We start from the raw sequence: 24,262 nt of genomic DNA on the forward strand, positions 1-24,262 counted from the left end.
ATCCCCCTCCGCGGGGGGGTTTTTCCCCGGGGGGGGGGGGGCGCGCCCCGCCCCCCCCCCCCCCCCACCGCCGTCGGCCGGCGGCGGGGAGCTGACCGCCCGACACCCGCCCACGCAGCCCTGCCGGCGGTACGCGAACGGGGAATCACCCGAGCGGTCGACGGAGTGCCCGGCAACAGCACTTGCCGGTGCGTCGGGTCGCGATCCGACCTGTCGCCGTTCGGCACATCCATCTGGAACTCCCTGGCGTGAGACTGCCGCTGACCTGCCGGAGCGCTTGGGGGAAGCGGCGTACCGGCACATCCAGCCTGGTCTCCACGACTGGTCGACGGAATGTCCGCGCGGTGCACTGGCGGTGCACCTGCCGTCACCCCACGTGCCGATACGATCACCCGGCCGAGGACCGTCCGTTTCGGAAGGACGTGCGATGACTCCGGTACTGACCTGGACCGGCCGGGAGGCAACCGCCCTGCGCAAGGCGCTGCGAATGAGCGTGACCGCCTTCGCCGAACACCTGGGCGCGGCCCGACGGACGGTGGCCAAGTGGAGCAGCCACGGCGACCAGGTCCTCCCGCGCGCAGACATGCAGGCTGCGCTGGACACCGTCCTGGCCCGAGCCACCCCCGACGCACGGGAACGCTTCGCGGCCCTGCTGACGACGGGCACCGGCGATGCAACGGTGAGCACCAAGCTGCCGGATGCCGGCTTGGATACGGATACTGGCGGGGACGGACAAGTCGACTCGGGTTCGGATGGTGACGTGCGGCGAAGGGATGTGTTACGCGGGGCGACGATCGGCATCGCCGCTTCGCCCAGCGTCGCGCCTCTACTCGACGCGCTCGTCTCGCCACGTCATCCAAAACCGGTGGCGCTGTCCGCTCAGCAGTTCTCCCGCGCCGTGGCCACCGCGAAGATCGACTACCAGGCTTGCCGGTATGGGCGCGTTCTCGACCAGCTCGTAACGCTGCTGCCGGGAATCGAACTCGCCAGGGCCAGCGCGCAAGGCGAACAGAGAACCCAGGTGGAAGTCCTGACTGCTGAGCTGTACCACGTGGTCGGCAGTGTCCTGCTCAAGGTCGGCGACCGAGGAATGGCCCTGGTCGCGGCCGAACGCAGCACCCGAGCCGCTGCGGCGAGTCAGGACCCGGTGGCGGTCGCCACGAGTGCTCGGATCATGGCCCACGCCTTGATGAGCACCGGCCACAACGAGCAGGCAGTGGGCCTCGCCGGCAACGCGGCCGGCGTGCTCTTCCAGGACACTCACCTCGCGTCACCGGAAGCGGTGGCCGTATACGGCGCACTCGTCCTCCGAGGTGCCGTCGCCGCAGCCCGCAGCGACGACCGCGACACCGCGCGAGCGATGCTCGACGAGGCAAACCATGCCGCCACCCGACTCGGCTACGACGGCAACGATCGGTGGACCGGCTTCGGTGCCACAAACGTCCTGCTTCACCGGGTGAATGTCGCACTGACCCTCGGCGATGCTGGCACGGCTATCGGCATCGCGCGCACGGTATCGCTGGACAAGGTAACGCTCGCCGAACGCAGAGCGTCGCTTTACGTCGATGTTGCCCGCGCTTACACCCAGTGGGGACGTTATGAGCACGGCCTGACCGCGCTGCGCACCGCGTACGAGGTGGCACCTGAGGAAGTCCGCTGCCGTCCAGCCGTCCAGCGCATCGCCACAGACCTGGCGCTCCTTGCCAAGGGCTCGGCCCGCACCGCCGTCGTTGACTTCGCACGAGCGGCCGGGATCCGGCTATGACCGGCGGCCATTTGCAGATCGTCGTCTGCGCGGCCGGGCCCGCCGCCGACGTGACCCGACTGATCAGCACAGCGCATGAGCACTCCTGGACGACCGCCGTCACCGCCACGCCCAACGGCATCGGCTTCATCGACTTGTCCATGATCGAGGAACTGACCGGTACTGCGGTGCGATCCAACTACCGGCAAGCCCTCGGAGACCGCCGCTCACTACCCGCCGCGGACGCCCTGGTCATCGCGCCCGCGACGTACAACTCGATAAACAAGATCGCCCTCGGTCTCGCCGACAACTACGCCATGACCTCAGTCGCCGAGCTGATCGGCAGGCAGGTGCCGACCGTCATCGTCCCGTTCGTCAACGCCGCACTCGCTGCCCGCCGACCCTTCCGCCACGCGGTGGCCAGCCTCCGCGACGAAGGCGTACGCATCTTGCTCAGCCCCGACGACGGCTGGGAACCACATCCGCCCGGAAGCGGGAAAGATCAACAGCATGCCTTCCCGTGGACGACGGCGTTCGAGACAGCAACCCGACTTGCCCATGCGGATCGTTCAACCACGGCTGGCCACGGCTAATCGCAGTCCGGACAGGCCGGGTCGCAGGTAACCCGGTGGCCATGCCATCGCACCGCGTCCACCGTTAGCCGCCCCGGCCCAACGGCTCCCGAGCGACCACCGTCGCCGGCGAAAAAGGCGCCGACTGGCAGAGTCTACCCCAGCTTTGCGATCACAGCACATCCTTGCGATCATCGCAAAGATGTGCGACAAAGGTAGGCATGAATCGACGAGACATCTTCGAAGACGTGGCCGCGATCCTGCACCCCCTCCCACGACCTACTCGCCCAGGCGACGAGCACGACGATGGCTTCCAAGCGGCCGCGGCCGCGGCGTTCGATGCTCAGCAGCAAACCGCCGAAAACCTGCGCCTGTCGTGGGAGCACGGCGACCAGGACCCACTAATCGGGGCACTAAACACCGCCCGCCGCGCCAAGGAGCAGGCTGAAGAACAGATCCGCCAGCTCGTCGCCTACGGCCGCGAGTTCGTGCAACCCCGCCCGTACACACTCGGCGACCTCGCTAACGCCGCCGGGATGTCGATCTCCGGCACCCGCACGGTGTACGACCACCAAGACGTCGACGCCGTAGCGGAGACGACCGGCGCCAAGCCCCGCGAGTGGCGCGCCCAGGCCGCAGCTGACGACCGGGCCGCAAAATGAATCCAAACCCGGCAGCATGCCGATGTAGACATCCCTGGAAAAAGTTGTTCACCGTCATATCCGGCATCCGCTACAAGGTTGTTCCAGCACTCGCCCTCACACCCACCAGCGCCCTGTTCCGCGCTTGGTGCTCCGACTGCGGCATTGAGTACCCGCACCCGTTCCGAGTCGAAATGCCGGAGAACCGCGCGGCATAAACGACGCACCAAACAGGACGTTACTGCGATCGAAGCTGGCACAGACCTGGCTCAGCCTCGAGACCGAGAGCTGCGGTTGAATCGCAAAGGAAGCTCTGGCACACACCCTGCCGCAACCCGCTTGGTCGAGGTGACCGCAGAAGCGAGAAGATACGTCTATCAGCCATCCGACAGGGCTCAGCGTCAAAGTGGACCGATGGGGCGCTCACCAGGAACTGCGCCTCCACGGAGCCCGGATTGCCGGAAGTTGAACCACCAGGTCTTGTCGTACAACCATTGGCACCCATCACTCCCTAACGTAGAGTGATCGGTCAGTCACGTTAAGCGCAACGGACCGGGCGGCGACTTGCGGATGATAACCAACACCCACAGGGCGAACTGCGCCAACGCCCAAAGGCCGGGCTGCACATGCTCCGGTTGCGGGGGCTCGCAACACGGCTGGCAAGGATGGATGGACCTCGCCGCCGACCGGCCAGACAGACGCGACCACCGGCGACGCGAACTCAAGGACGAAGTAGAAGCAGACCAACGAACCGGACGCCAGAAATTCAACGCCAACAACCGGCAAATCTACTTCGACCTCGCACGCCTGGATATTGCCGATTACTTGTGGGTCACCGACAGTCGGCCGAAGACCAACGGCCGACTGCCACGCGATGCTGAACCAGCGTCGGTGTCATCCGATCTTGGCCGGATCGACACCCTCGGCCGAACCGTCATGAAGGACACGTGGCACGAGATCTCAGCCGACGTAGACAGCCTCGTCCGGAATGAGTCTGACGCCAGGGAGGTCAAGAAGCGCTTGGCCGACCACACCTGGTGCAGTCTACTGGTGGCCTTGATCCAGTTGATTGAGAAGATCAACAAGGCCCTCGACCTGCTCACTGATACCGCCAAGCAGTTCATCAAGGACGCGTTGTCGCGGCGGTTCGATTCGGGGCTGCCCCGGATGGTGACCGACGCCGTCATCCGCATCGTCGTAGACAAAGTGTGGTCAGCCCTGGCGAGGCTGCTGGAAGCTCACTTTCCCCTCTTGGGAACAGACACCCTGCGCGCCCTCCGGATGCTGGCCATCTTCACCTGCCCCTCTGTCGAACACCACCCGGAGGTCTATAAGCACGCCGTCAGGCCGCTCATGGGCGACGCGCAGGAAATCATCACGGACGAAATCAAAGAGAACCTCGTAGCCCTCTTCAGCGCCTGGTGGCGGCGGCGCGCTCCGGAAGCACTCGCCTGACGCCCCCGTCGGGGGCGACGGGGCCCGGTGACTTGGCCGGGCGGTGCCTGGACCAGCGCGCGACCCTTGCTCCCCGCGTCCTGCGGTGGCCGCCCAAAGCGGCGGCCAGACCCCTACCTTGCCGTAGCCGATCAACTTCAGACTCGGCCCAGCGATGGTCTCGCCAAACTGCCCTACACCGAGAGCAGAGCCTCCTTGTTGGAGGTGATGAACTCGGTCAGCCCTTCCGGCTTGAGATCCACCGCAGGCAGCTCCCCGATCGTCACGCGGTCAACCCGATAGTCACCACGCGACGGATCATCGAACTCCGGCCCGGTTCGAGCAATCTCCCGCAGCTCAAGTAGCCGACAGACGAAGAAGTGCTGGACAGAAACACCCTCACCAGCGGGAGCGGTGAACAGGAACACCTGGACGAACCGATCGGCCTCGGCACCGAGTTCTTCATGCAACTCCCGACGGAGCGCAGCCTCCAGAGAGACATCCGTCGACTCCACGCCACCGCCCGGCGTCGTCCAGTACGGCGCCCGGCCGGACTTGATCCGCTTGATCAGCACGAGACGGTCATCCTCATCCAGAAGAATGGCCCGCACCGACCTACGCACGATCCGACGCACAACCAGCCCCCATCCACGCCCGAGACGCACTGGCAGCAGAAGACAAAGTTGATCTATGAATCCGTCCGCCGACACCGCGCCGCGTCCCACCGACGCCGGAGCGGTCCAACGGCTCCCGAGCGCCCACCGAGCGACCACCGCCCACCGGCGTACGCGAAGAAGGCCCCGACCGGCAGAGTTCTACCAGGTCAGGGCCTTGCTCGTTGGTGCGCCGCCAGGGACTCGAACCCCGAACCCGCGGATTAAGAGTCCGCTGCTCTGCCAGTTGAGCTAGCGGCGCTCGCTGACAACGGGGGAAACACTAGCACGCACCCTGAACCGGGTTCCAATCCGATCCCCGGGTCCTCCCTTCGGTCGAGCTTTCCGGACATTTGACGAAAACCCCTCGCAAAGTGTGGGACCGGGGTGATGCCGGGCGGCAGCGATACGGCACGATGTCCGCCAGGTGCGCAACGACAGGGGTGGGAATGGGCAGGTTCGCGCGGGCCGGGGCGCTGTTGGGCGCACTGGGGCTGGTGGCGTCGCTGGCGTTGTCGGGCTGCGGCGAGGAGCGCGCGGCTGCCGAATTCGTACCCGGTCAGACAGCCGGGACGACCGGCACGGAGACGCCGGGTACGCCGGGGGCACCGGAGGTGCCGAGTGGTCCGCCGTTGGCGGTGAGCCCGGCCGACGGGGCGAAGGACCGGCCGGTGAGCGTGGAGATCGGCGCGAAGCTGCCGGACGGCGGCGAGGTGTCGCAGGTCACGCTCAAGACCGAGGACGGCAAGACGGTCAAGGGCAAGCTGCGTACGGACGGTTCCTCGTGGGTTCCGTCGGCGCCGCTGAAGTGGTCCACCCGCTACACCGCCACCGTCTCCGCGAAGGGGCCGGACGGCACGGTCAGCGAGGGAACCAGCACGTTCACCACGATGGCCAAGCCGGGCTCGATGATCACCTCAGGGCTGTACCTGTTCGACGACCGGACGTACGGGGTGGCGATGCCCGTGGTGGCGGAGTTCCACCCGGGTATCCCGAAGAAGGACCGGGCCAAGGTGCAGAAGCGGATGTTCGTGCAGACCGACCCGCCGCAGCCGGGCGCCTGGCACTGGGTGAGCAACGGCACGCAGGCGTACTACCGCGCGCCGGAGTACTGGAAGGCCGGCACCAAGCTGACCGTACGCATCGCTCTGGCCGGCATTCCGCTGAGCAACGGCCGGTTCGGCAACGTCGACCGCAACGCCACCGCGAAGATCGGCTCGGCCTTCGAGATGAAGGTGACCAACTCGGACAAGAAGATGCGGGTGTACGAGGACGGGCAGCTCATCAAGACACTGCCGGTCAGCCTGGGCAAGAAGAAGACCCCCTCGTCCAGCGGCACGCTCGTGGTGATGGAGAAGAAGGAAGCGACCGTCTTCGACACGATGGACGACCCGGATCCGGAGAACCGGTACGTCACCGACATCCAGTTCGCCCAGCGACTCACCTGGGGTGGCGAGTACATCCACGCGGCACCCTGGTCGGAGCACGTCCAGGGGCGGCAGAATGTCTCTCACGGCTGCGTGAACGTCTCGATGGCGAACGCCCGCTGGCTCTTTCAGCGTACGAAGATCGGCGATCCGATCACCATCACCGGCACCGAACGGAAGCTGGCGGCGGGTAACGGTTGGACCGCGTGGAACCTGAGCTGGTCGGAGTTCGTCAAGGGCAGTGCGCTGCCAGTTCCGGACGGTGGCGCCGGTCCGGCCGTATGACCGGACGAAATATGTCACTATCCGGACATCCCGCTTCCACGTGTTTCGGTTCACTAGTCGCAACGGGTACGTGAACTGGTGCGTCAGTGATGTGGACGGGCAGCGGACCACGACTGTGAGGACACCATGCGAGTTCGGGACCAGCGCAACCGGCGGCGGGGGGTGCTCGCCGCGGGCTTGCTCGCCGTGACGTTGGCACTGACCTCCGCCTGCACCGGCGGGAAGGGCAGCGACAAGGGGCCGGGCTGGCAGGACGGAGCCGACCAGCCGGCCGCGAAGGCGTCGGTGAGCATCAGCGAGCCGGCGGCGGACGCCAGGGACGTGCCGGCGTCGGCGGCGATCGCCTTCACAGCCGAGCAGGCCGAGGACGTCACGGTCAAGCTCACCGACGCCGAGGGCGAGGCGGTCAAGGGCAGCCTCGCCGCCGACGGCCGCAGTTGGCTGCCGTCGAAGGCGTTGACCTACGGTGCCTCGTACACCGCCACCGTCACCGCGACCGGCGACGACGGCCTCCCGGCGACCGCGACAAGCGCCTTCACCGTGATGAAGCAGCCGGAGAAGCAGGTACGCGTCAGCAGTTTCCTCGGTGACGACCAGACGGTCGGGGTGGCCATGCCGCTGATCGTGAAGTTCGGCCGGGACATCCCGGAGAAGTACCGCGCCGACCTGCAACGCCGGATGACTGTCACCTCGGAGCCGGCCCAGGAGGGCATCTGGCACTGGGTCAGCCCCACCGAGGTCCGGTACCGGCCGAAGGAGTTCTGGCAGGCCGGCAGCAAGGTGTCGTACCGGGTGCAGGCCGGCGGGCTGCCGCTGGGCGACGGCTGGTACGGCCGCGCCGACCTGAGCGTCGACATCGCCATCGGGCCGAAGCTGCTCATGACCGTGGACAACCGGACCAAGCGGATGACAGTCACCCGGGACGGCGAGACGATCAAGACGATCCCGGTGAGCCTGGGCAAGAAGAGCACCCCGTCCTCCAGCGGCACCATGGTGGTGATGGAGAAGCTGCGTAAGACGGTCTTCGACACGTACGAGGAGCTGGGCCCGGAGGACGGGTACCGCACGAAGATCGACTACGCGCAGCGGCTCACCTGGGGTGGCGAGTTCATCCACGCGGCACCGTGGTCGGAGGGGCAGCAGGGCACCACGAACGTCTCGCACGGCTGCGTGAACGTCTCGATGGCCAACGGCGCCTGGCTGTTCAACAACACGAAGGTCGGTGACCCGATCATCGTCAAGGGGACCGAGCGCAAGCTGGCCAACGGCAACGGCTGGACCGACTGGAACCTCAGCTGGGAGGAGTACGTCAAGGGCAGCGCTCTGCCGTACGAGCCGGCGGAGCCCGAGGTGACCGACCCGGACGTCTCGTCGAGCGAAACCCCCGTCGCCTGAGCACCCACGCGACGGCGGTCTCTCCACCGTGGGAGGCCGCCGTCGTCGTCTGCCGGTCTTCCCGTAAACGGCTCAGGCCCCCTCCGCGGAGGGGGCCTGAGCAGTGGGGTGACTGATGGGAATTGAACCCACGACAACCGGGACCACAACCCGGTGCTCTGCCAACTGAGCTACAGCCACCATGCCGCCGCGCCCAGGTCGAACGCCCGGGGCGGGTGCGGTGAAATCATACCCCCACCACGGCCGACCCCGTCCAGCGGGTTGCCGCCGGACCGCGACGCGTCGGTCGCAGCAGCGGTCAGAGTTCGGCGGCGATCGCCTTGGCACTCTCCACGTCGGGTCCCGGCAGGGGGACGAAGATGGTGCGCCGGTAGTACTCCAGCTCCCGGATGCTCTCCCGGATGTCCGCAAGCGCCCGGTGCGCCAGGCCCTTCTGCGGCTGACCGAAGTACACGCGGGGGTACCAGCGGCGGCACAGTTCCTTGATCGAGGAAACGTCGATCATGCGGTAGTGCAGGTGGGCGTCGAGGCGGGGCATGTCCCGGGCGATGAAGCCACGGTCGGTGGCGATCGAGTTGCCGCAGAGCGGGGCGGTACGCGGGTCCTTGACGTGGCGGGTGACGTATTCGAGCACCCGCTCCTCCGCCTCGGCCAGGGTGACAGTGGAGCGGCGTACCTCGTCGGTCAGCCCCGACTTGCCGTGCATCGTCCGGACGATCTCGGGCATCGCGTCCAGCGCGGCGTCGTCGGCGTGGATCACCACGTCGACACCGTCACCGAGCACATTGAGATCGGGATCGGTGACCAGCGCGGCGACTTCGATGAGTTTGTCGCCACGGAGGTCCAGCCCGGTCATTTCACAGTCGATCCAGACGAGAAGATCAGCCACCGGGACAGCCTACGCGCAGCCCAACTCTCGTGGCTGCGCGCCGCCACGGTCACCGACCGCTAGGGTCTTCCCCGTGCCCGCCGAACCCGCCACACCACCCAGCGTCGACCTGGACGATCCGGGTAGCCGTACGGCTCGCCGGGTCGTGGGAGCGTTGGCGTTGGCGGCGGTGCTTCCGGCCCTCTACCTGCCCGGGACCATCCACAACTTCTTCGACCTGAAGATCTACATGGCGGCCATGGACTGGTGGGCCGCCGGTAACCCGCTGTACGACTACGTGCAGCCGGACCGGGTGCAGGGCGAGCTGTACTTCACCTATCCGCCGTTCGCCGCGCTGCTGCTGCTGCCGTTCGCCTGGTTGAAGCTGGGCGCCACCGTGGCGATCTTCACCGGGCTGACCCTGCTCGGCGTGGTGGTCACCACGAAGTGGCTGCTGGACCCGGTGATCCGCCGGCACCGGCTGCCCCACCTGTTCACCCTCGTGGTGGGCGTGCTGCTCGTGCTCGCGGTGGAGAGCACCCGGGAGACGATCACCTTCGGGCAGATCAACATGCTGCTGGTGGTACTGATCCTGGCCGACCTGCTGTTCGCCGTACCCCGGGACAGCCGCTGGGCCGGGGTGGGCATCGGGTTGGCGGCGGCGCTCAAGCTGTTTCCGGCCATCTTCGTGATCTACCTGCTGGCCACCCGGCGGTGGCGGGCGGCGGTGGTGGCCGGAGCGACAGCGGCCGGTGCGACGCTGCTCGCCGCGGCGGTCGCGCCCGGTGACTCGTGGCGGTTCTGGACGCACGAGTTGTGGGCCACCGACCGGGTCGGCCGGACCGACTACACCGGCAACCAGTCGCTGTTCGGACTGCTGAGCCGGCTCACCGCCCCCGAGGAGCCGAGCCGGCTGGTCTGGCTGCCGCTGGTCGCGGTGGTCATCGGGTACGGGCTGTGGCGGGCCGTGCGTGCGTCGCAGGCCGGGGACGCGCTGACCGGCCTGACCCTGACCGGGCTGGTGGCGGCGCTGATCAGCCCGATCACCTGGACGCACCACATCTACTGGTTCATCCCGGCGGTGGTGATCCTGGCCGACGCGGCGTTGAGCACCGATCCGCGCACCATCGCGGGGGCCCGCCGACGCCGCCGGCTGGTGATCCTCGCCGTCTCGGTCACCGCGATCATCGTGTACGGGGTGGTGTCGTTCTACGACTGGGGAATCACTCCGGCGCCCACCGGCAGTCCCTGGGAGTTCGTGCTCCGCAACGGGTACGTGTGGCTCTGCCTGGTGCTGCTCGTCGTCCTGCCGGTGCGCGGTGGGGCGCAGGTGACGAAGCGACAGCACGCAAAGTCGGACACTCTTCCCGAGACCCCCATTCATCGGTAATCTGGCCCCAGGGTTACCAAAACCCCACGGCCACCGATATCCCCCGGTGAAGGGCGGCCCTCCGCGTCGGCAGCACGGAGGGCCGCCCGCCCCCTCCCGCACCTCTCGCAGGCGCTCTCACCCCGCATCACCCGCAGTGCGGGGGCGCGGGTGGGGGTTAGGGCGGGGGGGCTGGGGGGCGGAGGGGGTGGTGTGGGGCGGAGGGGGTGGGGATCTCGGCGAGGGTGGCTGGGCGCGGGACGGGGCCGATCGCCTGTCGACTCGGGCTGGCGGGCACCGTGGCGGTGATCGAGACGAGTTGACGCTCGGGCAGCCGGCGGGGACCGGGTGGCACCGGCGCGCCCAGGCCGGTGAGGGAGCTGACCCCGAGGCGCCCGGCGAGCACCGGCACCTGGTCCGGCTCGACCACGAACACCACCTCGCGGGGGCGCACCGGCCGCAGCAGCACCAGCGCGGCGAGAATCACCAGCAGCGTCCCGCCGGTGAGGGAGCCCCAGGTGGCCGGGGCGATCCAGCCGGCCCGAAGTTCCGCCCGCAGGTCGAGGGTCACTCCGGCCGCACCGTCGGGTCGCATCAGCACCAGGCTCAGCCGCTGCCCGGCCAGGTCGCCGGGGCTCCATTCGAGCACGCCGTACCCGGCGCGTACCCAGAAGGTCTGCGCGCCGGGCGCGGCCGGGACGGTTGGCGGTGTCCCGGCCGCCGGGGTGACCTGATCCAGCCGGACTGGGAGCGGCCCCCGGGCCAGCGACATCCGCAGGACCGCGGCGTGCGGCGCACCGGCCAGCCACCGCTGTGCCTCCTCGGCCGGGGCCAACCCGACGAAGGCCGGCCCGTCGGGGGTGCGCACGTCCAGCCGCAGCCGGGCCTGCCCGCCCCGGGCGAACGGCACCTCCTGTCGTACCAGTTCGTCGAGGTCGGTCACCACCACCGCGTGGCCCGGGGTCTGCACGGTCTCGAACCGGGCGGTGAACGCCCCGTCGGGGCCGGCGTGACCGGTCAGCAGACCGAGCGCGGCCGCGCCGAGCAGCGCGGCGGTGCCGACGGTCAGCAGCAGCATTCCGGTCAGCGTCCACACGAACCGCATGCGCCCTGTTCCCCTCTGTAGCCAGATACCCGGCCGACCTTACCTACGCCGACCCGCCGATCAGCGGATATCCACGGCACGGCCACAGAAAGCGGACAGGCCCGCCGGGATTATCCGGCGGGCCTGTGTCATGGGGACGCTCAGGAGGTCGGGTTCGCCGCCTCGTCGGCCGGGGCCGCACCGCCCGCGCGCCGGGTGCGGGCGAAGGCCAGCCCACCGAGCACCAGCCCACCGAGTCCGGCGATCAAGCCGGCGACGCCGAGGCCGACCGCCAGCCCGTTGCTGCCCTCGTCGCTGTCGACGGACGGTGCCGCGGCGGGCGAGTCGGCCGGTGCCGCCGTCGGCGCGTCGGCGGTCGCGGCGGCGAGGGTGAGCACCGGCGCCGGGGCGGCCGGCTCCTCGCCACCGGGCTGCGGCTCGTCGATCCAGCGCACCACGGCGCCGTCGGAGTAGGTCTGCAACGCCTTGAAGACCATCTGGTCCGCCTCGGGCAGCGGGCCCATGGACACCGGGAACTCCTGGAAGGTGCCGGGGGCGATGGCGGCACCCTCGCCGGCCGTCCAGGTGACCTTGGACACCACCTCGGTGACCTCGCTGCCGTGCACCAGCACCGGCGGATCGACCTGCCGCTTCTCCACAGCCACCGTCCAGCCGGGCACCGGCATTGTCGACACCGAGCCGACCGGGGCGTTCTCCGGCAGGAAGATCTCCAGCTTGGTGGTCGACGCGGTGTCGCTCTCGTTCGGTACCCGGAACGCGAGCCGGCCGTAGCCGCCCTGGGTCGCCTCGCCCGGATTGACTGTGACGTGTGCCGACGCCGGGGCCGAGGAGCCGAACACGGCCGTGGCGACGGCGCCGAGCGTCAGCGCGGCAGCGGTGGCTGCGAAACGCCGGTGACGGAGCATCGATGGGACCTCTCTATCGGATGGGCACGGTGGCGGTCACCGTGGCCTGGTCGATCTCGGTGGTACGGGCGGTGACCCGCAGTTCCCACTCTCCCGCGGCGGGCAGGCTGATCTCGCCGGTGGCGTGGTTGTCGGTGAGCGGCAGCAGCGGCACCTGGATCGGCTCGATGCCGGCCGACGGCAGGGCCACGGTGACCCGCCACTCGGCGACCGGCAGCGGCTGGTTGTCGAGCGTGTACGCGTACAGGTGCACCGAGTTGTTGCCCCGCCGGGCCGGCGACACCTCGATCTGCATCGAGTAGAGCGAGCTGGTCGCCGTGGTGTTGAAGTATCCGCTGTCGGCGGCGGCCACATCGGTGGCCACGCTCCGGGCGGGTGTCGTCTGGACCAGGGTGGCCGACACGCCCAGCACGATCGCGGTGATCGCCAGCTCCGCCCAGATCGCCCGGCGTACCGGGGCCGGGCGGCTGGCCGCGACCCGGCTGCGTACCAGGTGACGGGAGTAGGCGGCCACCGCGATCACCAGTACGAAGAGCCCGATCTTGGCCAGCACCAGCCGCCCGTACGTGGTGTTCACGAGCGCCGCCGGGGTGGCCACCTCGATCAACGCCTGGACGGTGCCGGCGAGCAGCAGCGCGGAGACGGCCAGGGCGGCCCACCGTGACCAGATCGGCAGGATCGCCCCCAGCTCCCGCTCGTCGGCCCGGGGCAGCAGGAACACGGCGAGCATCACCAGCCCGCCCAGCCAGACGGCCATGCCGCCCAGATGCACCGTGTCGACGAGCACCGACACCGCCGGGGCGGGCGAGGCGGCCGGATGCCCGGACAGCGGCCAGGTGAGCAGTGCTCCGGCGGCGAGGACACCCAGGATCACCAGGTCCGTCCGGCCCACCGGCCCGGCCAGCAGCGGCCGGAGCAGCAACGCCGCCGCGGCCAGCAGACCGAGGCGAACCAGGTGGGCGGCGCCGAAGGCGCTGCCGAGCACCAGGGTCAGCCCGTCGCCGGTGATGTCGAACAGTCCGCCGCCGCTGGTGTACGGCACCTGGAGCAGGACTGTCGCCAGCGTGGCCAACGCCACCAGCCCGAGGCCGGTCCAGGCCAGCCGGGCCGGCCCGCGTCGGGACAGCCGGCGCGGCCAGAGCAGGGCGAGCACCAGCGCCGGACCGATGACCAGCAGCAGTCCCGCGTAGCCGACGAACTTGGCGACCTTTACCGCGTTACCGACCACCGGGTTGGCCCGGCCGTCGTCGCCGCTGTCCACCGGGGGCTCGGAGGGCGCACCCACCGAGTAGGTGAACGCACCGGAGACCGGGTGGCTGTCGGCGGAGATCACCCGATAGGTGACCAGGTAGGTGCCGTTACCGCGACCGGTGTCGACCGGGATGTTGACCACGCTGCCGGCGAAGGTGGGCTCGCCCTGATCCGCACGGGTCCCGTCCGGCGCGATCACCCGGATCCGGTCCGGCACCTTGCGCACCGTCTCGCTGAAGGTCAGCACCACCTCGGCCGGCGCGGCCGGTACCACGGCCGAGGCGGCCGGGCTGCTGCTGGACAGCACGGCGTGGGCACTGGCCGGGCTGGCGGGGACGAGCAGCAGGGCCACGACGGTGACCAACAGGCCGGCGGTCGCGGCCAGCCGGGCGAACCGGCGGCGATGGGCGGCAGTCATGACGCCCATGGTCGCCGACGACACCCGTTCCAGGCGAGCCAGGTCCATCGATTGATCACGATTGTCCGTGATCGAGCGCGGGCGCGCGGACACCGGGCCGGAGGTCATAGGCGGATAGTCGGACGCAACGCCGGAAAAGTTCCCGGAGTGGTACACCCCATGGAAGGGCCGAAGGACCCTGCTGCTCTCCGTGCCGCGGCGTAACCTGGGTTGTCGTGATCCCCGCCCCGCGCGACACCTCCGCCACCGCCGACACCGGCATCGTCGGCGCGGAACGCGCCGACGACGGACACCGGCGACCTGCCCGGATAACGCGGCACGGGGACCCGGAGCCGACAGTCGACCCGACCACCGAGTGGGCGCTGGCCGCCCGGGACGGCGATCCGGTCGCCCAGGCGGCCTTCGTACGCGCCACCCAGGCCGAGGTGTGGCGGTTCGCCGCGGCACTCATCGATCCGGACAGCGCCGACGATCTCACCCAGGAGACCTACCTGCGGGCGTTCCGCGCGCTGCCCGCCTTCGCCGGCCGGTCCAGCGCGCGTACCTGGCTGCTCGGCATCGCCCGGCGGGCCTGCGCCGATCACCTGCGCACGGTGGTGCGGCGGCGACGACTCGATCAACGGCTCAGCGCGCACGCGCACACCGACGTGCCGCACCCCGACCCGGCCGGCCAGCTCGGCGCGACCGACCTGGTCCGCCGGTTGGCCGCCGAGCGGCGCGGGGCATTCGTGCTGACCCAGTTGCTCGGCCTGTCTTACGTCGAGGCCGCCGCCGTGGAGGGGGTGCCGGTGGGCACCATCCGCTCCCGGGTGGCCCGGGCCCGGGCCGAACTTGTCGACGCGGTCGGCGAGGCGTTGGCGGGGTGAACGGCAACCTGCGCCGCTGGCGTCCCTGGCTCGGTCTCGCCGTCCGGCTCGGCCTGGCCGTCGTCTGGTTCTGGGCGGGCTGGTCGAAGGTCGGTGACCTGGCCGCCTCGGGTCGCGCGGTGAACGCCTACCAGGTCCTGCCGTACGACGTGGCGATGGTGGTCGGCGCGGCGCTGCCCTTCGTCGAGCTGGCGTTGGCTCTGTTGCTGCTGCTCGGGCTGGCGACCAGGCTGGCCGCCGGAGTCTCCGCCGCGCTGCTGCTGGTCTTCATCGCCGGCATCGCCTCGGCCTGGTCGCGGGGACTGGCCATCGACTGCGGCTGTTTCGGGGTGGGCGGCGAACTGCCGGCCGGGGAGAGCCCCAGCTATCTCCCGGAGATCCTCCGGGACATCGGCTTCCTGGCATTGGCCGGGTTCCTGCTGATCTGGCCCCGCACCGCCGTCTCCGCTGACGGCGCGCTGGCGGGCGAACCGGTGGAGGACGAGGATGAGTAGTCGCAAGGGGCGCAAGGACGCGGCCCGGGTGGTCCGGGAACAGCTGGCCCGGGAGCAGCGGCGCAAGCGGACCCTGTGGATCTCAGTGGGCGCGGTGCTGGTGCTTGTCGTCGCCGGCCTGATCGGTTGGAGCGTCTGGTCGAGCCAGCAGTCCGAGGACTTCACCGCGCCGCCGGGCGCGAACGACACGGGCACCGGCATCGTGGTCGGATCCGGCCCGGTGACCATCGACATCTACGAGGACTACCTCTGCCCGGCCTGCAAGCAGTTCGAGCAGACCAGCGGCGCCACCATCGAGCAGCTGATCAACGACGGCAAGGTGCGGGTGGTGTACCACCCGGTCGCCTTCCTCAACCGCTACTCCACCACCGACTACTCGACCCGGTCCTCGGCCGCGTCCGGCTGCGCCGCCGAGGGTGGCAAGTTCACCGAGTTCGGCAAGGCGCTGTTCGAGCGGCAGCCGCCGGAGGGTGGAGCCGGCCTCAGCGACGACGAGCTGATCGACATCGGAGCCGAGGTCGGGCTGGACCGCGACGCGTTCGGCAGCTGTGTCCGCGACGGGAAGTACCGGTCGTGGACGAAGCACGTCACCGACGAGGCGGGCCGCGCCAAAGTCACCGGCACGCCGAGCATCCTGGTCGACGGGGAGCCGGTGCGGGAGTGGACGCCGGAGAACATCACCGCAGCGGTGGAGGCGGCCGGCCGGTGACAGTGCTCGCCCGGGCCGGGCTGCTGCTCGCCGGTACGGTCACCGCGATCCTCGCCACCGCCGCCCCCGCCCTCGCCCACGGCGCGGACGCCCCGAACGGCACGGACTACCGGGTGACGGTCACCGCCGCCGGCCACCCGGACCTGCGGGTACGGGTGATCGAGGCGGGTGCCCGGCTGGAACTGACGAACACCGGCGACACACCGGTCGAGGTGATCGGCTACTCGGGTGAGCCGTACCTGCGGGTCGGACCGGACGGGGTGTACGAGAACTCCCGTTCACCCGCGACGTACCTCAACCGCACGATCGTCGGGGACACCGCCCTGCCGGCCGAGGCCGACCCGGCCGCCGAGCCGCACTGGCGTCGCGTCGACGACGGGACGACGGTCCGGTGGCACGACCAGCGGGCCCTCTGGCGCGAGGCGCAACCGCCCGCCCAGGTCCGCGCCGCGCCCGACCGGGAGCACCGGGTACGCGACTGGGTGGTGCCGCTGCGCGACGCGGACGGGCCGTCGGAGATCCGCGGCACCCTGGACTGGGTACCGCCGCCGGACGCGTACACCTGGTGGGTGATGGTCACCGTCGGCGCGCTGGCGGCCGGGGCGCTCGGGGTGCTGCCGGCTGCCTCCGGCCCCGGCCGGCGGGCGCTTGTCGCCCTCGGCGGGCTGCTGATCGTCGGCGGGGTTGCGGCGGTCGCGCTCGCCCTCGGACGAACCCTGGACGCCGGGGCGCAGGGACCGGGCGGCGTGCTGACGGGCCTGCTGACCGGTCCGGTGTGGGCGCTGCTGACCGGCCTGGCGGCGATCGCCGCCGGAGCGCGCGCGCTGCGCGGCGGACGAGGACCCGCCAGGATCGGTACGCGGACATCGGCGGACACCGGGCGGCAGGCGTCGGCCCTCCGTCCCGACGTCGACTTCGTGGTGGCGCTGGCCGGCGTCTGCCTGGCCCTGTTCGCCGGAGTGACGAACGCCGCCGGGTTCGCCCGCGCCGTGCTGCCGGTGCCGTGGCCGCCCACTGTCGCCCGGGTCCTGGTGGCCCTCGTCCTGGTGGCCGGTGCCGGTGCGCTGGCCGCGGCGTTGCTGCGCCTGCACGCCGCCGCGCGCCGCGCGCCGGCCGTCACTACTCCCTGACCGGCGCGCGTCCCGGGGCGGGGCGGAACGGGTAGGGCAGTTCGAGGCGGTGCCGGGCGAGCAGTTCCTCGTCGTCGAGCAGCTCGGGGGTCGGCCCGTCGGCCACGATCCGCCCGCCGTCGAGGATGACCGAGCGGTCGCAGAGTTCGAACGCGTACGGCAGGTCGTGGGTGACCATCAGCAGGGTCACCGGCAGGGTGCGCAGGATGCCGGCCAGTTCCCGCCGGGCCGCCGGGTCGAGGTTCGACGACGGCTCGTCGAGTACCAGGATCTCCGGGCGCATGGCGAGCACGGTGGCCACCGCCACCCGGCGACGCTGGCCGAAGGAGAGGTGGTGCGGGGTCCGGTCACGGTGCTCGGACATGCCCACCGCGGCCAGCGCCTCGTCCACCCGGGCGGCCAGCTCCGGCCCGCGTAGCCCGAGGTTGGCCGGCCCGAACGCGACGTCCTCGGCGACGGTGGGCAGGAAGAGCTGGTCGTCCGGATCCTGGAAGACGATGCCCACCCGGCGGCGGATCTCCGCAAGCGTCGCCCGGTCCCGGCCGACGGCCAGGCCACCCACCGCGATCTGCCCCTCGGTGGGCGTCAGGATGCCGTTGAGGTGCAGCACAAGCGTGGTCTTGCCGGCACCGTTGGGGCCGAGCAGCGCGACCCGCTCGCCCCGCGCCACCGTCAGGTCGACGCCGTGCAGTGCGACGTGGCCGTCGGGGTAGGCGTACCGGACGCCACGGACGTCCAGGCTCGGTGGGGTGGGCTGCACGCTTCGATCATGTCAGCACGGCGGCCGTGGCGGCGACGGTGCCGGCCACGACCGGTACGGTGGCCGCGATCAGCCACTGCCCGGTCGTCGCCGCCGCGGTGCCCTGCCACACCGTCGGCATCCGACCGGTGTAGCCGCGCGACAGCATCGCCAGGTACACCCGCTCGCCCCGCTCGAAGGCGCGCAGGAACAGCGCTCCGACGCCCGCGGCGAAACCGCGAAGCTGCCACACGAAGCGCGGGTCGTCGCCCCGGGAGATCCGGGCGACGCGCATCCGCCGGGCCTCGCCGACAAGCACGTCCAGGTAGCGCAGCATGAAGGTGGCGATCTGGGTGAGGATCTGCGGGCAACGCAGCCGGTCCAACCCCACGATCAGGTCACGGGTGCTTGTGGTCGCCGCCAGCAGCAGCGACGCCCACACGCCGAGGGTGCCCTTGGCGATGATGTTCCACGCGCCGTAGAGACCGTCGACCGACAGGTGCAGCCCGGCCACGTCCACCCGCTCGCCCGCGCCGAGAAACGGCAGAGCGAAGGCGAACAGCACGAACGGCAGTTCGATAGTCGACCGCAGCAGCAGCCAACGGGCGTTCACCCGGGCCAGCGCCGCGACGGCCGCGACCAGCAGGGCGTACGCGCCGAAGGCCCAGAGCGCCTCGCGGGGGGTGGCGACCACGGCGATGGTGAACGCCACCATCGCCGTGATCTTGACCTCCGGTGGCAGCCGGTGCACCGGCGAGTCGGCCTCCCGGTAGAGCACGTGGGCGTGACCGGCCCCCACCTCCGTTACCCCCCGCTCGTGGTGGCCGGGTCGGTGCGGTCCGCCCCGCTCGTGTTTCCCGGTGCCGGGTCACGGCGGCGGACCAGCCAGAAAGCGCCACCGGCCACGGCGAAGGTCAGCACCACGCCAAGCACGCCGGAAAGCCCGGTGGAGACGAAGTCGTTGTCCAGACCCGCGATGCCGTAGTCGGCAAACGGTCCGCCGATCTCGTGCTCCCGCTCCTGCTGTGCCGGGCAACTGCCGCCGGTGATCTCATCGTCGGCGTCGAAGGTGCAGCCCTCCCGCAGCGACGAGTCCAGCCCGTCCGGATGCGACGAGGCGAAGTTGCTGACCACGCCGGCCAGCAGCAGGGCGACGAGGAGCCCGCCGACGATGAAACCCCACTTCCTCACCGGACACCTCCGACGGTCGGGACGGTCGCCGGCGCGGCCGGTTTCAGGGCACGCAGCGCGTACACCAGGTCGGGGCGGACCTTCGCCACGGTGACCACTGTGGTGGCCGTGATCAGCCCTTCACCGATGCCGATGAACAGGTGCGACACGGCCATGGTGCCGGCCAGGCCGGCCAGGTTGCCGCCGAGATCGGTGGTGCCGCCGAGCTGGTACTGCAACACGAAGCCCATCGCCGCGACGACCACGCTCACCAGCGCGGAGACGAAGGCGGTGGCCGCCAACCCGGCCGGGGTGCGCGGCAGGACCCGCAGCAGCAGCGCGATGAGCAGGTACGCCACCGCGATGCCGATGACGGCCATGTTCGTGATGTTGAGCCCGAGCATGGCCACGCCGCCGTCACCGAAGACGAGGGCCTGCACCACGAGGACCACCGCGACGCATAGCGCGCCGACCCAGGGCCCGACCAGCATGGCGGCGAGCGCACCGCCGAGCAGGTGGCCACTGACCCCGGCGGTGAAGATCGGAAAGTTGAGCATCTGCACGGCGAAGATGAACGCCGCGACCAGGCCGGCCATCGGCGCCAGCCGGTCGTCCAGGTCCTGCCGGCCACGCATGACGCAGTACGCCATCGCCGCCAGCGCGATCACCGCGAAGACCGCGGCGACCGGACCGTTGATGATGCCGTTGGAGATGTGCATCGCCAGGGTTTCCACGTGACCTCCCACGTGTCGGCGGGCCCGTGCCCGCCGGCAGGGTGAGCGTATTTCCCATACCAGGCTGTTGCCAATAGCTGGCAACAGTGCCGTACGCCTCGCTCCCGTGCCGTGCCGTGCCGGCCGGGCCGGCGTAGCGCGACGGTAGGGTCGTGCCATGACCGCACCCGCTCGCCTCTCCCCCGGTGACCCGGCGCCCGGGTTCAGCCTGCCCACCGACACCGACGGGCAGCTCACCCTGGCCGACCTGCGCGGCCGCAAGGTCGTCCTGTACGCCTACCCGGCCGCGATGACCCCCGGCTGCACCAAGCAGGCCTGCGACTTCCGCGACTCGTTGGCCTCGTTGCAGGCCGCCGGATACGAGGTGGTGGGCATCTCACCGGACAAGCCGGAGAAGCTGGCGAAGTTCCGCGAGCGCGACGCGATCACCTTTCCGCTCGTCGCCGACACCGACAAGGCGGTGCTCACCGCCTACGGCGCGTACGGCGAGAAGCAGATGTACGGCCGCACCGTCACCGGGGTGATCCGCTCCACCTTCGTCATCGACGAGGAGGGCCGGATCGAGCGGGCGCTCTACAACGTCAAGGCCACCGGGCACGTCGCCAAGCTGCGCCGCGACCTCGGCCTGGACTGACTGCGCGCACCACACGAACACCGCCGCGAGGCAACGCCATAGACTCTCCAGGCAGGCGGGAGTGGCGTAACGGCAGCCGCGGTAGGTTTAGGTCCTATTGTCCGAAAGGACGTGGGGGTTCGAATCCCCCCTCCCGCACCACGGCTCCCTGTCGGGAGCATCACGATCATCGGCATTCACTGTCGAAGCCGGTCAGGATGAGGCAGTGAGTCTGCGCTTCATCCTCGACCCGGAACTGACCGAAGACCTGCGCGAACGGATCGTCGCGCTCTGGGTCGACGTGACGAACGCCGGCGGCGCGGTCGGCTTCGTGGCACCTGTCACCGCCGACGAGGTCCGCACCATCGCCGACCCGACGCTGGCCGGCATCGCGGACGGGCCGGACCGGTTGCTGCTCGGCTACGACGGCGATCGGCTCGTCGCCATGGCGATCTTCACCGATCCCCGGTTCCACCTGAAGACGCACCTGCGGGTGCTCACCCGGGTGATGGTTCATCCCGACACGCAGGGACGCGGTTTCGGTGAAGCGTTGATGCGCGAGGCCGAACGGGTCGCCCGCAACCTCGGACTGGCGGCGCTGCACGTGACGGTCCGCGACGGGCTCGGCCTCGACCGGTTCTACCGGCGGCTCGGGTACCGGGAGGTGGGTCGTTGGCCCGGGGCGCTGCGCGTCGCCCCCGGAGACGACCGCGACGAGGTCCTGATGTGGCTCGGCCTGACCGGGCACCGGCCCGGACATCCGGCTGCGGGCTGACCGGCCAGGACGGATCGATCCGGCAGCCGGTCAAGGCCCGGCGCGCCACAGCCGCCGGCCGGTCAGGCCCGGTCCGCCGCCAGCCGGTCGAGGTTCGGTCCGCCACCGGCCGGTCGAGGCTCGGTCAGCCGCAGCGGGGTGACGGCTCGGCGAGCGGCGCCTGTGCGAGCGCGTCGGCGGCGGTCGGCGCGACCGACGCGGTCGCGTCGACCGTCACCGCGACCGACGGCGTCGGTCGGGCTGAGGCACGGGTCGACGCGCTTGCCGACGGCTTCGGACGCGCCGACGGTGTGCCGGTGGAGGTGACCGAGCCGCTGGAGCCGCCCCCGTACATCCGGACGGAGCTGCGCTGCACCTGGCCGGGTGCCATCCGGATGCCGGTGGCGGTGACCCGGTGGCCCCGGGTGTCGGTGACCCGGATCTGGTACGGGCCGGGCCCGGCACCAGAGTCGATCAGCCAGTAGTTGTAGCTTTCCCGAGCGGCCGACCGCCACTGGCCCGAGCTGCCCTGACGCACCTCGACCGAGCGCAGCGGGTTGCCGTGGTTGGCGACCAGCACCGCGAACCACCACTGCGACGCGCCCTCCTTGATCCGGAAGGTGAGCGGGCCGGACAACGGCGGGTCGACGACCAGGCGGTAGCTGACGTTGACGATGCCCTGCACCGGGTCGGCGATGCGGGCGAAGGCCTCCTGGGACAGGTCGATGTGGCCGGGCGCGCACTCGGGACACTGGTCCATCACCATGACCCGCACCGTGCCCTTCGGCCCGGTCACGTCGAGGTACCCACCGCAGGCGGCACCGTCGGCGTACTCGGCGGGACCGAGTGCGACGTAACGCCTGTCGGCCGGGGCGGCGGGGTAGGAGCAGTTTCCGCCCGCGCCCTTCGAGTCGTAGAAGGTCGCCTTTCCCTTGTGGAGGGTGCCGGCGGCGGGCGGGGCGAGCAACGCACCTACAGCCGGCGGTGCGACGCCCGGAGGGGCCGGTGCGGCGCAGGCGGGCGCGGCACCGGACCGGAGGGCGAGGCTGAGCCCGACGACAGTGGCGAGTGTGGCGACGGCCCCGCCAGCCAGCCAACGACGCAGCGGGGAACGCTGAGCCGGGGTCTGGTCGGCGGGGCCGTCGGTTCCGTCGGTCACGTGCAGACATGCTGCCCGAGCGCCGACCGCCCGGACAAGCGAGCTAAGCGAAAGCTAAGACGCGCTTCTCGGCTGCCCGGCGGTGGTCAGCCGGCGCAGCGGCTCGACGGCGTCCGGGTGGCTGCGCAGCGCGTCCTCGATCCGGACCCGCCACACGCCGGCCTCGACCAGGTCGCGGCCGTCCTCGGGAGCCGAGCGCAGCCGGTCCCGTGTCTCGCGCAGCGACCGGGCGAACTCCACGCCCAGCACGCGTTCCACCTCACCGGCGATTCTGGTGAAGCGCTCGTCGTCGGGTACCGCCCCGACAAGCGTCCGGGCCGCGTCCCACGCCACCCGGGGGTGATGGATCACCGACATCTCAGACTCCTCGGTCGAGGTCCCCTTCGGCCATCATCGATCCGTCGGCCGTCCAGCGGCAAGAGATGTCCGTCTGTCGTCGCCGAGCCGTGTCCATCCGGTCAGTCGGCCAGTTCCACCGGGTCGCCGAGCTTCACCCGGCCCGCCTCCAGCGGCACCAGGTTGAGTCCGAACAGGAGCTTGCGGCCGATGTTGCGGTGCCGGGCGAGGGTGCGCAGCGGCTCGCGACCCCGTACCCCGGTCTCCTGGTCGGTGGTGACGACCAGGCAGCGGGCCGACGGGCCGGCGGCGCGGAAACGGACGCCGCCGATGCGCAGGCCGCGCCCGACCCAGTCGTCCTCCGCCCAGGCCGGGGCGCCGTCGACCACCAGGTTGGGCCGGAAGCGGCTCATCGGCACCGGCTGCCCGCCGCCCGCGACGAGCCAGTCGCCGAGGGCGGCAAGCGACGCCGTGCTGGTCAACAGCACCGGGTACGCGTCGGCGAAGCTGACCTGGTCACCGGGGTCGTACTCCTTGTCCTCCCGCCGGATGTGCCGGGTCGGCCGGGCCAGCCGGACCAACCGGACCGGCCGGTCGAGCACCGCGCCGAACCAGGCGTCGGCGGCCGGACCGGCCGGCAGCGCGTCGACCTTCAGCACCCGCCGACGGAACGTCCGCACCGGTACCGGCGTGACGTCGGTCGGCTCGGGCACCACCAGGTCGGGGTGGCCGTCGGCGCGCAGCAGCAGCCCGCCGGGGCCGGGCCGGGCGTGCACCCGGACCAGCGACGTGACCTCCCGCTGGGTGACGCCGATCCCCTCGGCGTCGACGAGCATCCAGCGTCGGTCCTCCTCCAGGCCCCACTGTCGTACGTCGGCCTCGTCGTGCACCAGGCCGTGACAACCCTTTACCGGATAGGTGGTGATCCCGCTCAGCCGCACCCGGTCACCATGCCACGCCGATGCCGTCCCCCGGGTACCAGTGGTTCGCCGGGGTCTCCCGGTAGGCGAGGAACCGACGCCCGGTGCGCTCGGCGTGCTCGGCCAGCACGTTTGTGTGGGTGACGTTGTCGGTGAGCAGCATCGCGCCCGGGGCCAGTTTCGGCTCGACGGCGGCGAACTCGCGCCGCTCGTAGGCCCGGCTGTGGTCGCTGTCGTGCAGGAACAGGTCCACCGGCCGGTCCAGCGCGTTTATCGACTCGACCGAATCACCGATGACCAGGTCGATCACCTCCGACCACGGCGCGGTGCGGGCGAGGTAGCCGGCCTCGGGGTTGATGTCGATGGAACTCACCCGCCCGGGGTGCCCCTCGGCGGCGTTGCGCAGCAGCGCGGCGGCCAGCACGCAACTGCCGAGCCCCTTGTCGACACCGGTCTCCACGATGTGCTTCGGCCGCCGGGCCCGGACGATCGCGTACCAGCCGATGCGGCGGGCGTACCGGACCTGCTTGTCGGCCAGCCCACGGCGGGCCGCGCCCGCGATGGCTGAGCT

At 70.7% G+C, this 24,262-nt stretch carries 25 protein-coding genes, 3 tRNA genes and 1 pseudogene; 14 read left to right on the top strand and 15 right to left on the bottom strand.

What is annotated here, in order from left to right; all coding sequences use genetic code 11:
* Nucleotides 1–427: 427 nt before the first annotated feature.
* From AB0I71_RS31195 to AB0I71_RS31210, 4 genes are all read left to right on the top strand, one after another.
* Entirely contained in the window at nucleotides 428–1,765 is a 1,338-nt protein-coding gene (locus AB0I71_RS31195) for a hypothetical protein (protein ID WP_357590782.1), read from the top strand.
* A complete protein-coding gene (locus AB0I71_RS31200; RefSeq protein ID WP_357590784.1) occupies nucleotides 1,762–2,337 on the top strand; it encodes a flavoprotein in 576 nt (191 codons plus the stop codon). The genes AB0I71_RS31195 and AB0I71_RS31200 overlap by 4 nt, the downstream gene beginning before the upstream one ends.
* 200 nt (nucleotides 2,338–2,537) lie before the next feature.
* Entirely contained in the window at nucleotides 2,538–2,978 is a 441-nt protein-coding gene (locus tag AB0I71_RS31205) for a hypothetical protein (protein ID WP_357590786.1), read from the top strand.
* A gap of 648 nt (nucleotides 2,979–3,626) precedes the next feature.
* A complete protein-coding gene (locus AB0I71_RS31210; protein WP_357590788.1) occupies nucleotides 3,627–4,412 on the top strand; it encodes a hypothetical protein in 786 nt (261 codons plus the stop codon).
* Nucleotides 4,413–4,585: 173 nt separating this feature from the next.
* On the opposite strand, the gene AB0I71_RS31215 is transcribed toward AB0I71_RS31210, so the two are convergent.
* On the bottom strand, nucleotides 4,586–5,026 hold the full coding sequence (locus AB0I71_RS31215) for an NUDIX hydrolase (protein WP_357590791.1): 441 nt from the start codon (nucleotides 5,024–5,026) through the stop codon (nucleotides 4,586–4,588).
* Between the two features lie 204 nt (nucleotides 5,027–5,230).
* Nucleotides 5,231–5,306, bottom strand: a tRNA-Lys gene (locus AB0I71_RS31220).
* A gap of 187 nt (nucleotides 5,307–5,493) precedes the next feature.
* Here AB0I71_RS31220 and AB0I71_RS31225 point away from each other — a divergent pair.
* The gene (locus tag AB0I71_RS31225; RefSeq protein WP_357590793.1) at nucleotides 5,494–6,756 is read left to right on the top strand and encodes an Ig-like domain-containing protein; all 1,263 of its coding nucleotides are present in this window, start codon (nucleotides 5,494–5,496) and stop codon (nucleotides 6,754–6,756) included.
* Nucleotides 6,757–6,882: 126 nt separating this feature from the next.
* Entirely contained in the window at nucleotides 6,883–8,151 is a 1,269-nt protein-coding gene (locus AB0I71_RS31230; RefSeq protein WP_357590795.1) for an Ig-like domain-containing protein, read from the top strand.
* 104 nt (nucleotides 8,152–8,255) lie between these two features.
* Here AB0I71_RS31230 and AB0I71_RS31235 read toward each other — a convergent pair.
* Both AB0I71_RS31235 and orn read right to left on the bottom strand, forming a co-directional pair.
* Nucleotides 8,256–8,331, bottom strand: a tRNA-His gene (locus AB0I71_RS31235).
* A gap of 118 nt (nucleotides 8,332–8,449) precedes the next feature.
* Nucleotides 8,450–9,040 (bottom strand): oligoribonuclease, encoded by a 591-nt coding sequence (orn, locus tag AB0I71_RS31240; protein WP_357590797.1) that lies wholly within the window; start codon nucleotides 9,038–9,040, stop codon nucleotides 8,450–8,452.
* Nucleotides 9,041–9,113: 73 nt separating this feature from the next.
* On the opposite strand from orn, the gene AB0I71_RS31245 reads away from it, so the two are divergent.
* Complete coding sequence (locus AB0I71_RS31245) at nucleotides 9,114–10,409, top strand: glycosyltransferase family 87 protein (protein WP_357590799.1); 1,296 nt, start codon at nucleotides 9,114–9,116, stop codon at nucleotides 10,407–10,409.
* Between the two features lie 157 nt (nucleotides 10,410–10,566).
* Here AB0I71_RS31245 and AB0I71_RS31250 read toward each other — a convergent pair.
* From AB0I71_RS31250 to AB0I71_RS31260, 3 genes and pseudogenes are all read right to left on the bottom strand, one after another.
* Nucleotides 10,567–10,965: pseudogene (locus AB0I71_RS31250) on the bottom strand (hypothetical protein); the annotation flags it as partial.
* 668 nt (nucleotides 10,966–11,633) lie between these two features.
* Complete coding sequence (locus AB0I71_RS31255; protein ID WP_357590801.1) at nucleotides 11,634–12,398, bottom strand: YcnI family protein; 765 nt, start codon at nucleotides 12,396–12,398, stop codon at nucleotides 11,634–11,636.
* Between the two features lie 13 nt (nucleotides 12,399–12,411).
* Nucleotides 12,412–14,067 (bottom strand): copper resistance protein CopC, encoded by a 1,656-nt coding sequence (locus tag AB0I71_RS31260; protein ID WP_357590803.1) that lies wholly within the window; start codon nucleotides 14,065–14,067, stop codon nucleotides 12,412–12,414.
* A 308-nt stretch (nucleotides 14,068–14,375) separates the two neighbouring features.
* Here AB0I71_RS31260 and AB0I71_RS31265 point away from each other — a divergent pair, with 308 nt between their 5' ends.
* The 4 genes from AB0I71_RS31265 to AB0I71_RS31280 are packed head-to-tail and all read left to right on the top strand — an operon-like array spanning nucleotide 14,376 to nucleotide 17,266.
* A complete protein-coding gene (locus AB0I71_RS31265) occupies nucleotides 14,376–14,933 on the top strand; it encodes a sigma-70 family RNA polymerase sigma factor (protein ID WP_357590831.1) in 558 nt (185 codons plus the stop codon).
* Nucleotides 14,930–15,427: a MauE/DoxX family redox-associated membrane protein gene (locus tag AB0I71_RS31270; protein WP_357590805.1), complete on the top strand. Its 498-nt coding sequence runs from the start codon at nucleotides 14,930–14,932 to the stop codon at nucleotides 15,425–15,427. Before AB0I71_RS31265 ends, AB0I71_RS31270 begins: the two co-directional genes overlap by 4 nt.
* On the top strand, nucleotides 15,420–16,136 hold the full coding sequence (locus AB0I71_RS31275) for a thioredoxin domain-containing protein (RefSeq protein ID WP_357590807.1): 717 nt from the start codon (nucleotides 15,420–15,422) through the stop codon (nucleotides 16,134–16,136). Before AB0I71_RS31270 ends, AB0I71_RS31275 begins: the two co-directional genes overlap by 8 nt.
* A complete protein-coding gene (locus AB0I71_RS31280; protein WP_357590809.1) occupies nucleotides 16,133–17,266 on the top strand; it encodes a hypothetical protein in 1,134 nt (377 codons plus the stop codon). The genes AB0I71_RS31275 and AB0I71_RS31280 overlap by 4 nt, the downstream gene beginning before the upstream one ends.
* On the opposite strand, the gene AB0I71_RS31285 is transcribed toward AB0I71_RS31280, so the two are convergent.
* The 4 genes from AB0I71_RS31285 to AB0I71_RS31300 are packed head-to-tail and all read right to left on the bottom strand — an operon-like array spanning nucleotide 17,256 to nucleotide 19,909.
* Nucleotides 17,256–18,026, bottom strand: a complete 771-nt coding sequence (locus AB0I71_RS31285; protein WP_357590811.1) for an ABC transporter ATP-binding protein — start codon at nucleotides 18,024–18,026, stop codon at nucleotides 17,256–17,258. The two genes, AB0I71_RS31280 and AB0I71_RS31285, sit on opposite strands and share 11 nt — an antisense overlap.
* Before the next feature lie 7 nt (nucleotides 18,027–18,033).
* Nucleotides 18,034–18,804: a cobalt ECF transporter T component CbiQ gene (gene cbiQ, locus AB0I71_RS31290; protein WP_357590813.1), complete on the bottom strand. Its 771-nt coding sequence runs from the start codon at nucleotides 18,802–18,804 to the stop codon at nucleotides 18,034–18,036.
* A gap of 5 nt (nucleotides 18,805–18,809) precedes the next feature.
* Nucleotides 18,810–19,196 (bottom strand): PDGLE domain-containing protein, encoded by a 387-nt coding sequence (locus tag AB0I71_RS31295; RefSeq protein ID WP_357590815.1) that lies wholly within the window; start codon nucleotides 19,194–19,196, stop codon nucleotides 18,810–18,812.
* A complete protein-coding gene (locus AB0I71_RS31300) occupies nucleotides 19,193–19,909 on the bottom strand; it encodes an energy-coupling factor ABC transporter permease (RefSeq protein WP_357590817.1) in 717 nt (238 codons plus the stop codon). Before AB0I71_RS31300 ends, AB0I71_RS31295 begins: the two co-directional genes overlap by 4 nt.
* A 157-nt stretch (nucleotides 19,910–20,066) precedes the next feature.
* Between AB0I71_RS31300 and bcp the strand changes: the two genes are divergently transcribed.
* The 3 genes from bcp to AB0I71_RS31315 all read left to right on the top strand — a co-directional run bounded on the left by bcp (nucleotide 20,067) and on the right by AB0I71_RS31315 (nucleotide 21,297).
* Complete coding sequence (bcp, locus tag AB0I71_RS31305; RefSeq protein ID WP_099847306.1) at nucleotides 20,067–20,543, top strand: thioredoxin-dependent thiol peroxidase; 477 nt, start codon at nucleotides 20,067–20,069, stop codon at nucleotides 20,541–20,543.
* A 55-nt stretch (nucleotides 20,544–20,598) separates the two neighbouring features.
* Nucleotides 20,599–20,684, top strand: a tRNA-Leu gene (locus tag AB0I71_RS31310).
* A 64-nt stretch (nucleotides 20,685–20,748) separates the two neighbouring features.
* Nucleotides 20,749–21,297 (top strand): GNAT family N-acetyltransferase, encoded by a 549-nt coding sequence (locus AB0I71_RS31315; protein ID WP_357590820.1) that lies wholly within the window; start codon nucleotides 20,749–20,751, stop codon nucleotides 21,295–21,297.
* Nucleotides 21,298–21,421: 124 nt separating this feature from the next.
* On the opposite strand, the gene AB0I71_RS31320 is transcribed toward AB0I71_RS31315, so the two are convergent.
* From AB0I71_RS31320 to AB0I71_RS31335, 4 genes are all read right to left on the bottom strand, one after another.
* Complete coding sequence (locus AB0I71_RS31320; RefSeq protein WP_357590822.1) at nucleotides 21,422–22,435, bottom strand: expansin EXLX1 family cellulose-binding protein; 1,014 nt, start codon at nucleotides 22,433–22,435, stop codon at nucleotides 21,422–21,424.
* Nucleotides 22,436–22,489: 54 nt separating this feature from the next.
* Nucleotides 22,490–22,792: a hypothetical protein gene (locus tag AB0I71_RS31325; RefSeq protein WP_357590824.1), complete on the bottom strand. Its 303-nt coding sequence runs from the start codon at nucleotides 22,790–22,792 to the stop codon at nucleotides 22,490–22,492.
* A 101-nt stretch (nucleotides 22,793–22,893) separates the two neighbouring features.
* Complete coding sequence (locus AB0I71_RS31330; protein WP_357590827.1) at nucleotides 22,894–23,712, bottom strand: MOSC N-terminal beta barrel domain-containing protein; 819 nt, start codon at nucleotides 23,710–23,712, stop codon at nucleotides 22,894–22,896.
* A gap of 4 nt (nucleotides 23,713–23,716) precedes the next feature.
* The coding region (locus AB0I71_RS31335) for a class I SAM-dependent methyltransferase (protein ID WP_357590829.1) at nucleotides 23,717–24,262 on the bottom strand (546 nt) is incomplete at its 5' end.

The organism is Micromonospora sp. NPDC049891 (assembly GCF_040660295.1).
Lineage (GTDB): Bacteria > Actinomycetota > Actinomycetes > Mycobacteriales > Micromonosporaceae > Micromonospora.

Excerpts from the sequence above, each read along its gene's own strand:
- AB0I71_RS31275 (WP_357590807.1), top strand. The coding sequence starts at position 15,420 with ATGAGTAGTCGCAAGGGGCGCAAGGACGCGGCCCGGGTGGTCCGGGAA.
- AB0I71_RS31230 (WP_357590795.1), top strand. The coding sequence starts at position 6,883 with ATGCGAGTTCGGGACCAGCGCAACCGGCGGCGGGGGGTGCTCGCCGCG.
- AB0I71_RS31255 (WP_357590801.1), bottom strand. The coding sequence starts at position 12,398 with ATGCTCCGTCACCGGCGTTTCGCAGCCACCGCTGCCGCGCTGACGCTC.
- AB0I71_RS31225 (WP_357590793.1), top strand. The coding sequence starts at position 5,494 with ATGGGCAGGTTCGCGCGGGCCGGGGCGCTGTTGGGCGCACTGGGGCTG.
- AB0I71_RS31210 (WP_357590788.1), top strand. The coding sequence starts at position 3,627 with ATGGACCTCGCCGCCGACCGGCCAGACAGACGCGACCACCGGCGACGC.
- AB0I71_RS31205 (WP_357590786.1), top strand. The coding sequence starts at position 2,538 with ATGAATCGACGAGACATCTTCGAAGACGTGGCCGCGATCCTGCACCCC.
- AB0I71_RS31200 (WP_357590784.1), top strand. The coding sequence starts at position 1,762 with ATGACCGGCGGCCATTTGCAGATCGTCGTCTGCGCGGCCGGGCCCGCC.
- AB0I71_RS31260 (WP_357590803.1), bottom strand. The coding sequence starts at position 14,067 with ATGACTGCCGCCCATCGCCGCCGGTTCGCCCGGCTGGCCGCGACCGCC.
- AB0I71_RS31195 (WP_357590782.1), top strand. The coding sequence starts at position 428 with ATGACTCCGGTACTGACCTGGACCGGCCGGGAGGCAACCGCCCTGCGC.
- bcp (WP_099847306.1), top strand. The coding sequence starts at position 20,067 with ATGACCGCACCCGCTCGCCTCTCCCCCGGTGACCCGGCGCCCGGGTTC.
- AB0I71_RS31325 (WP_357590824.1), bottom strand. The coding sequence starts at position 22,792 with ATGTCGGTGATCCATCACCCCCGGGTGGCGTGGGACGCGGCCCGGACG.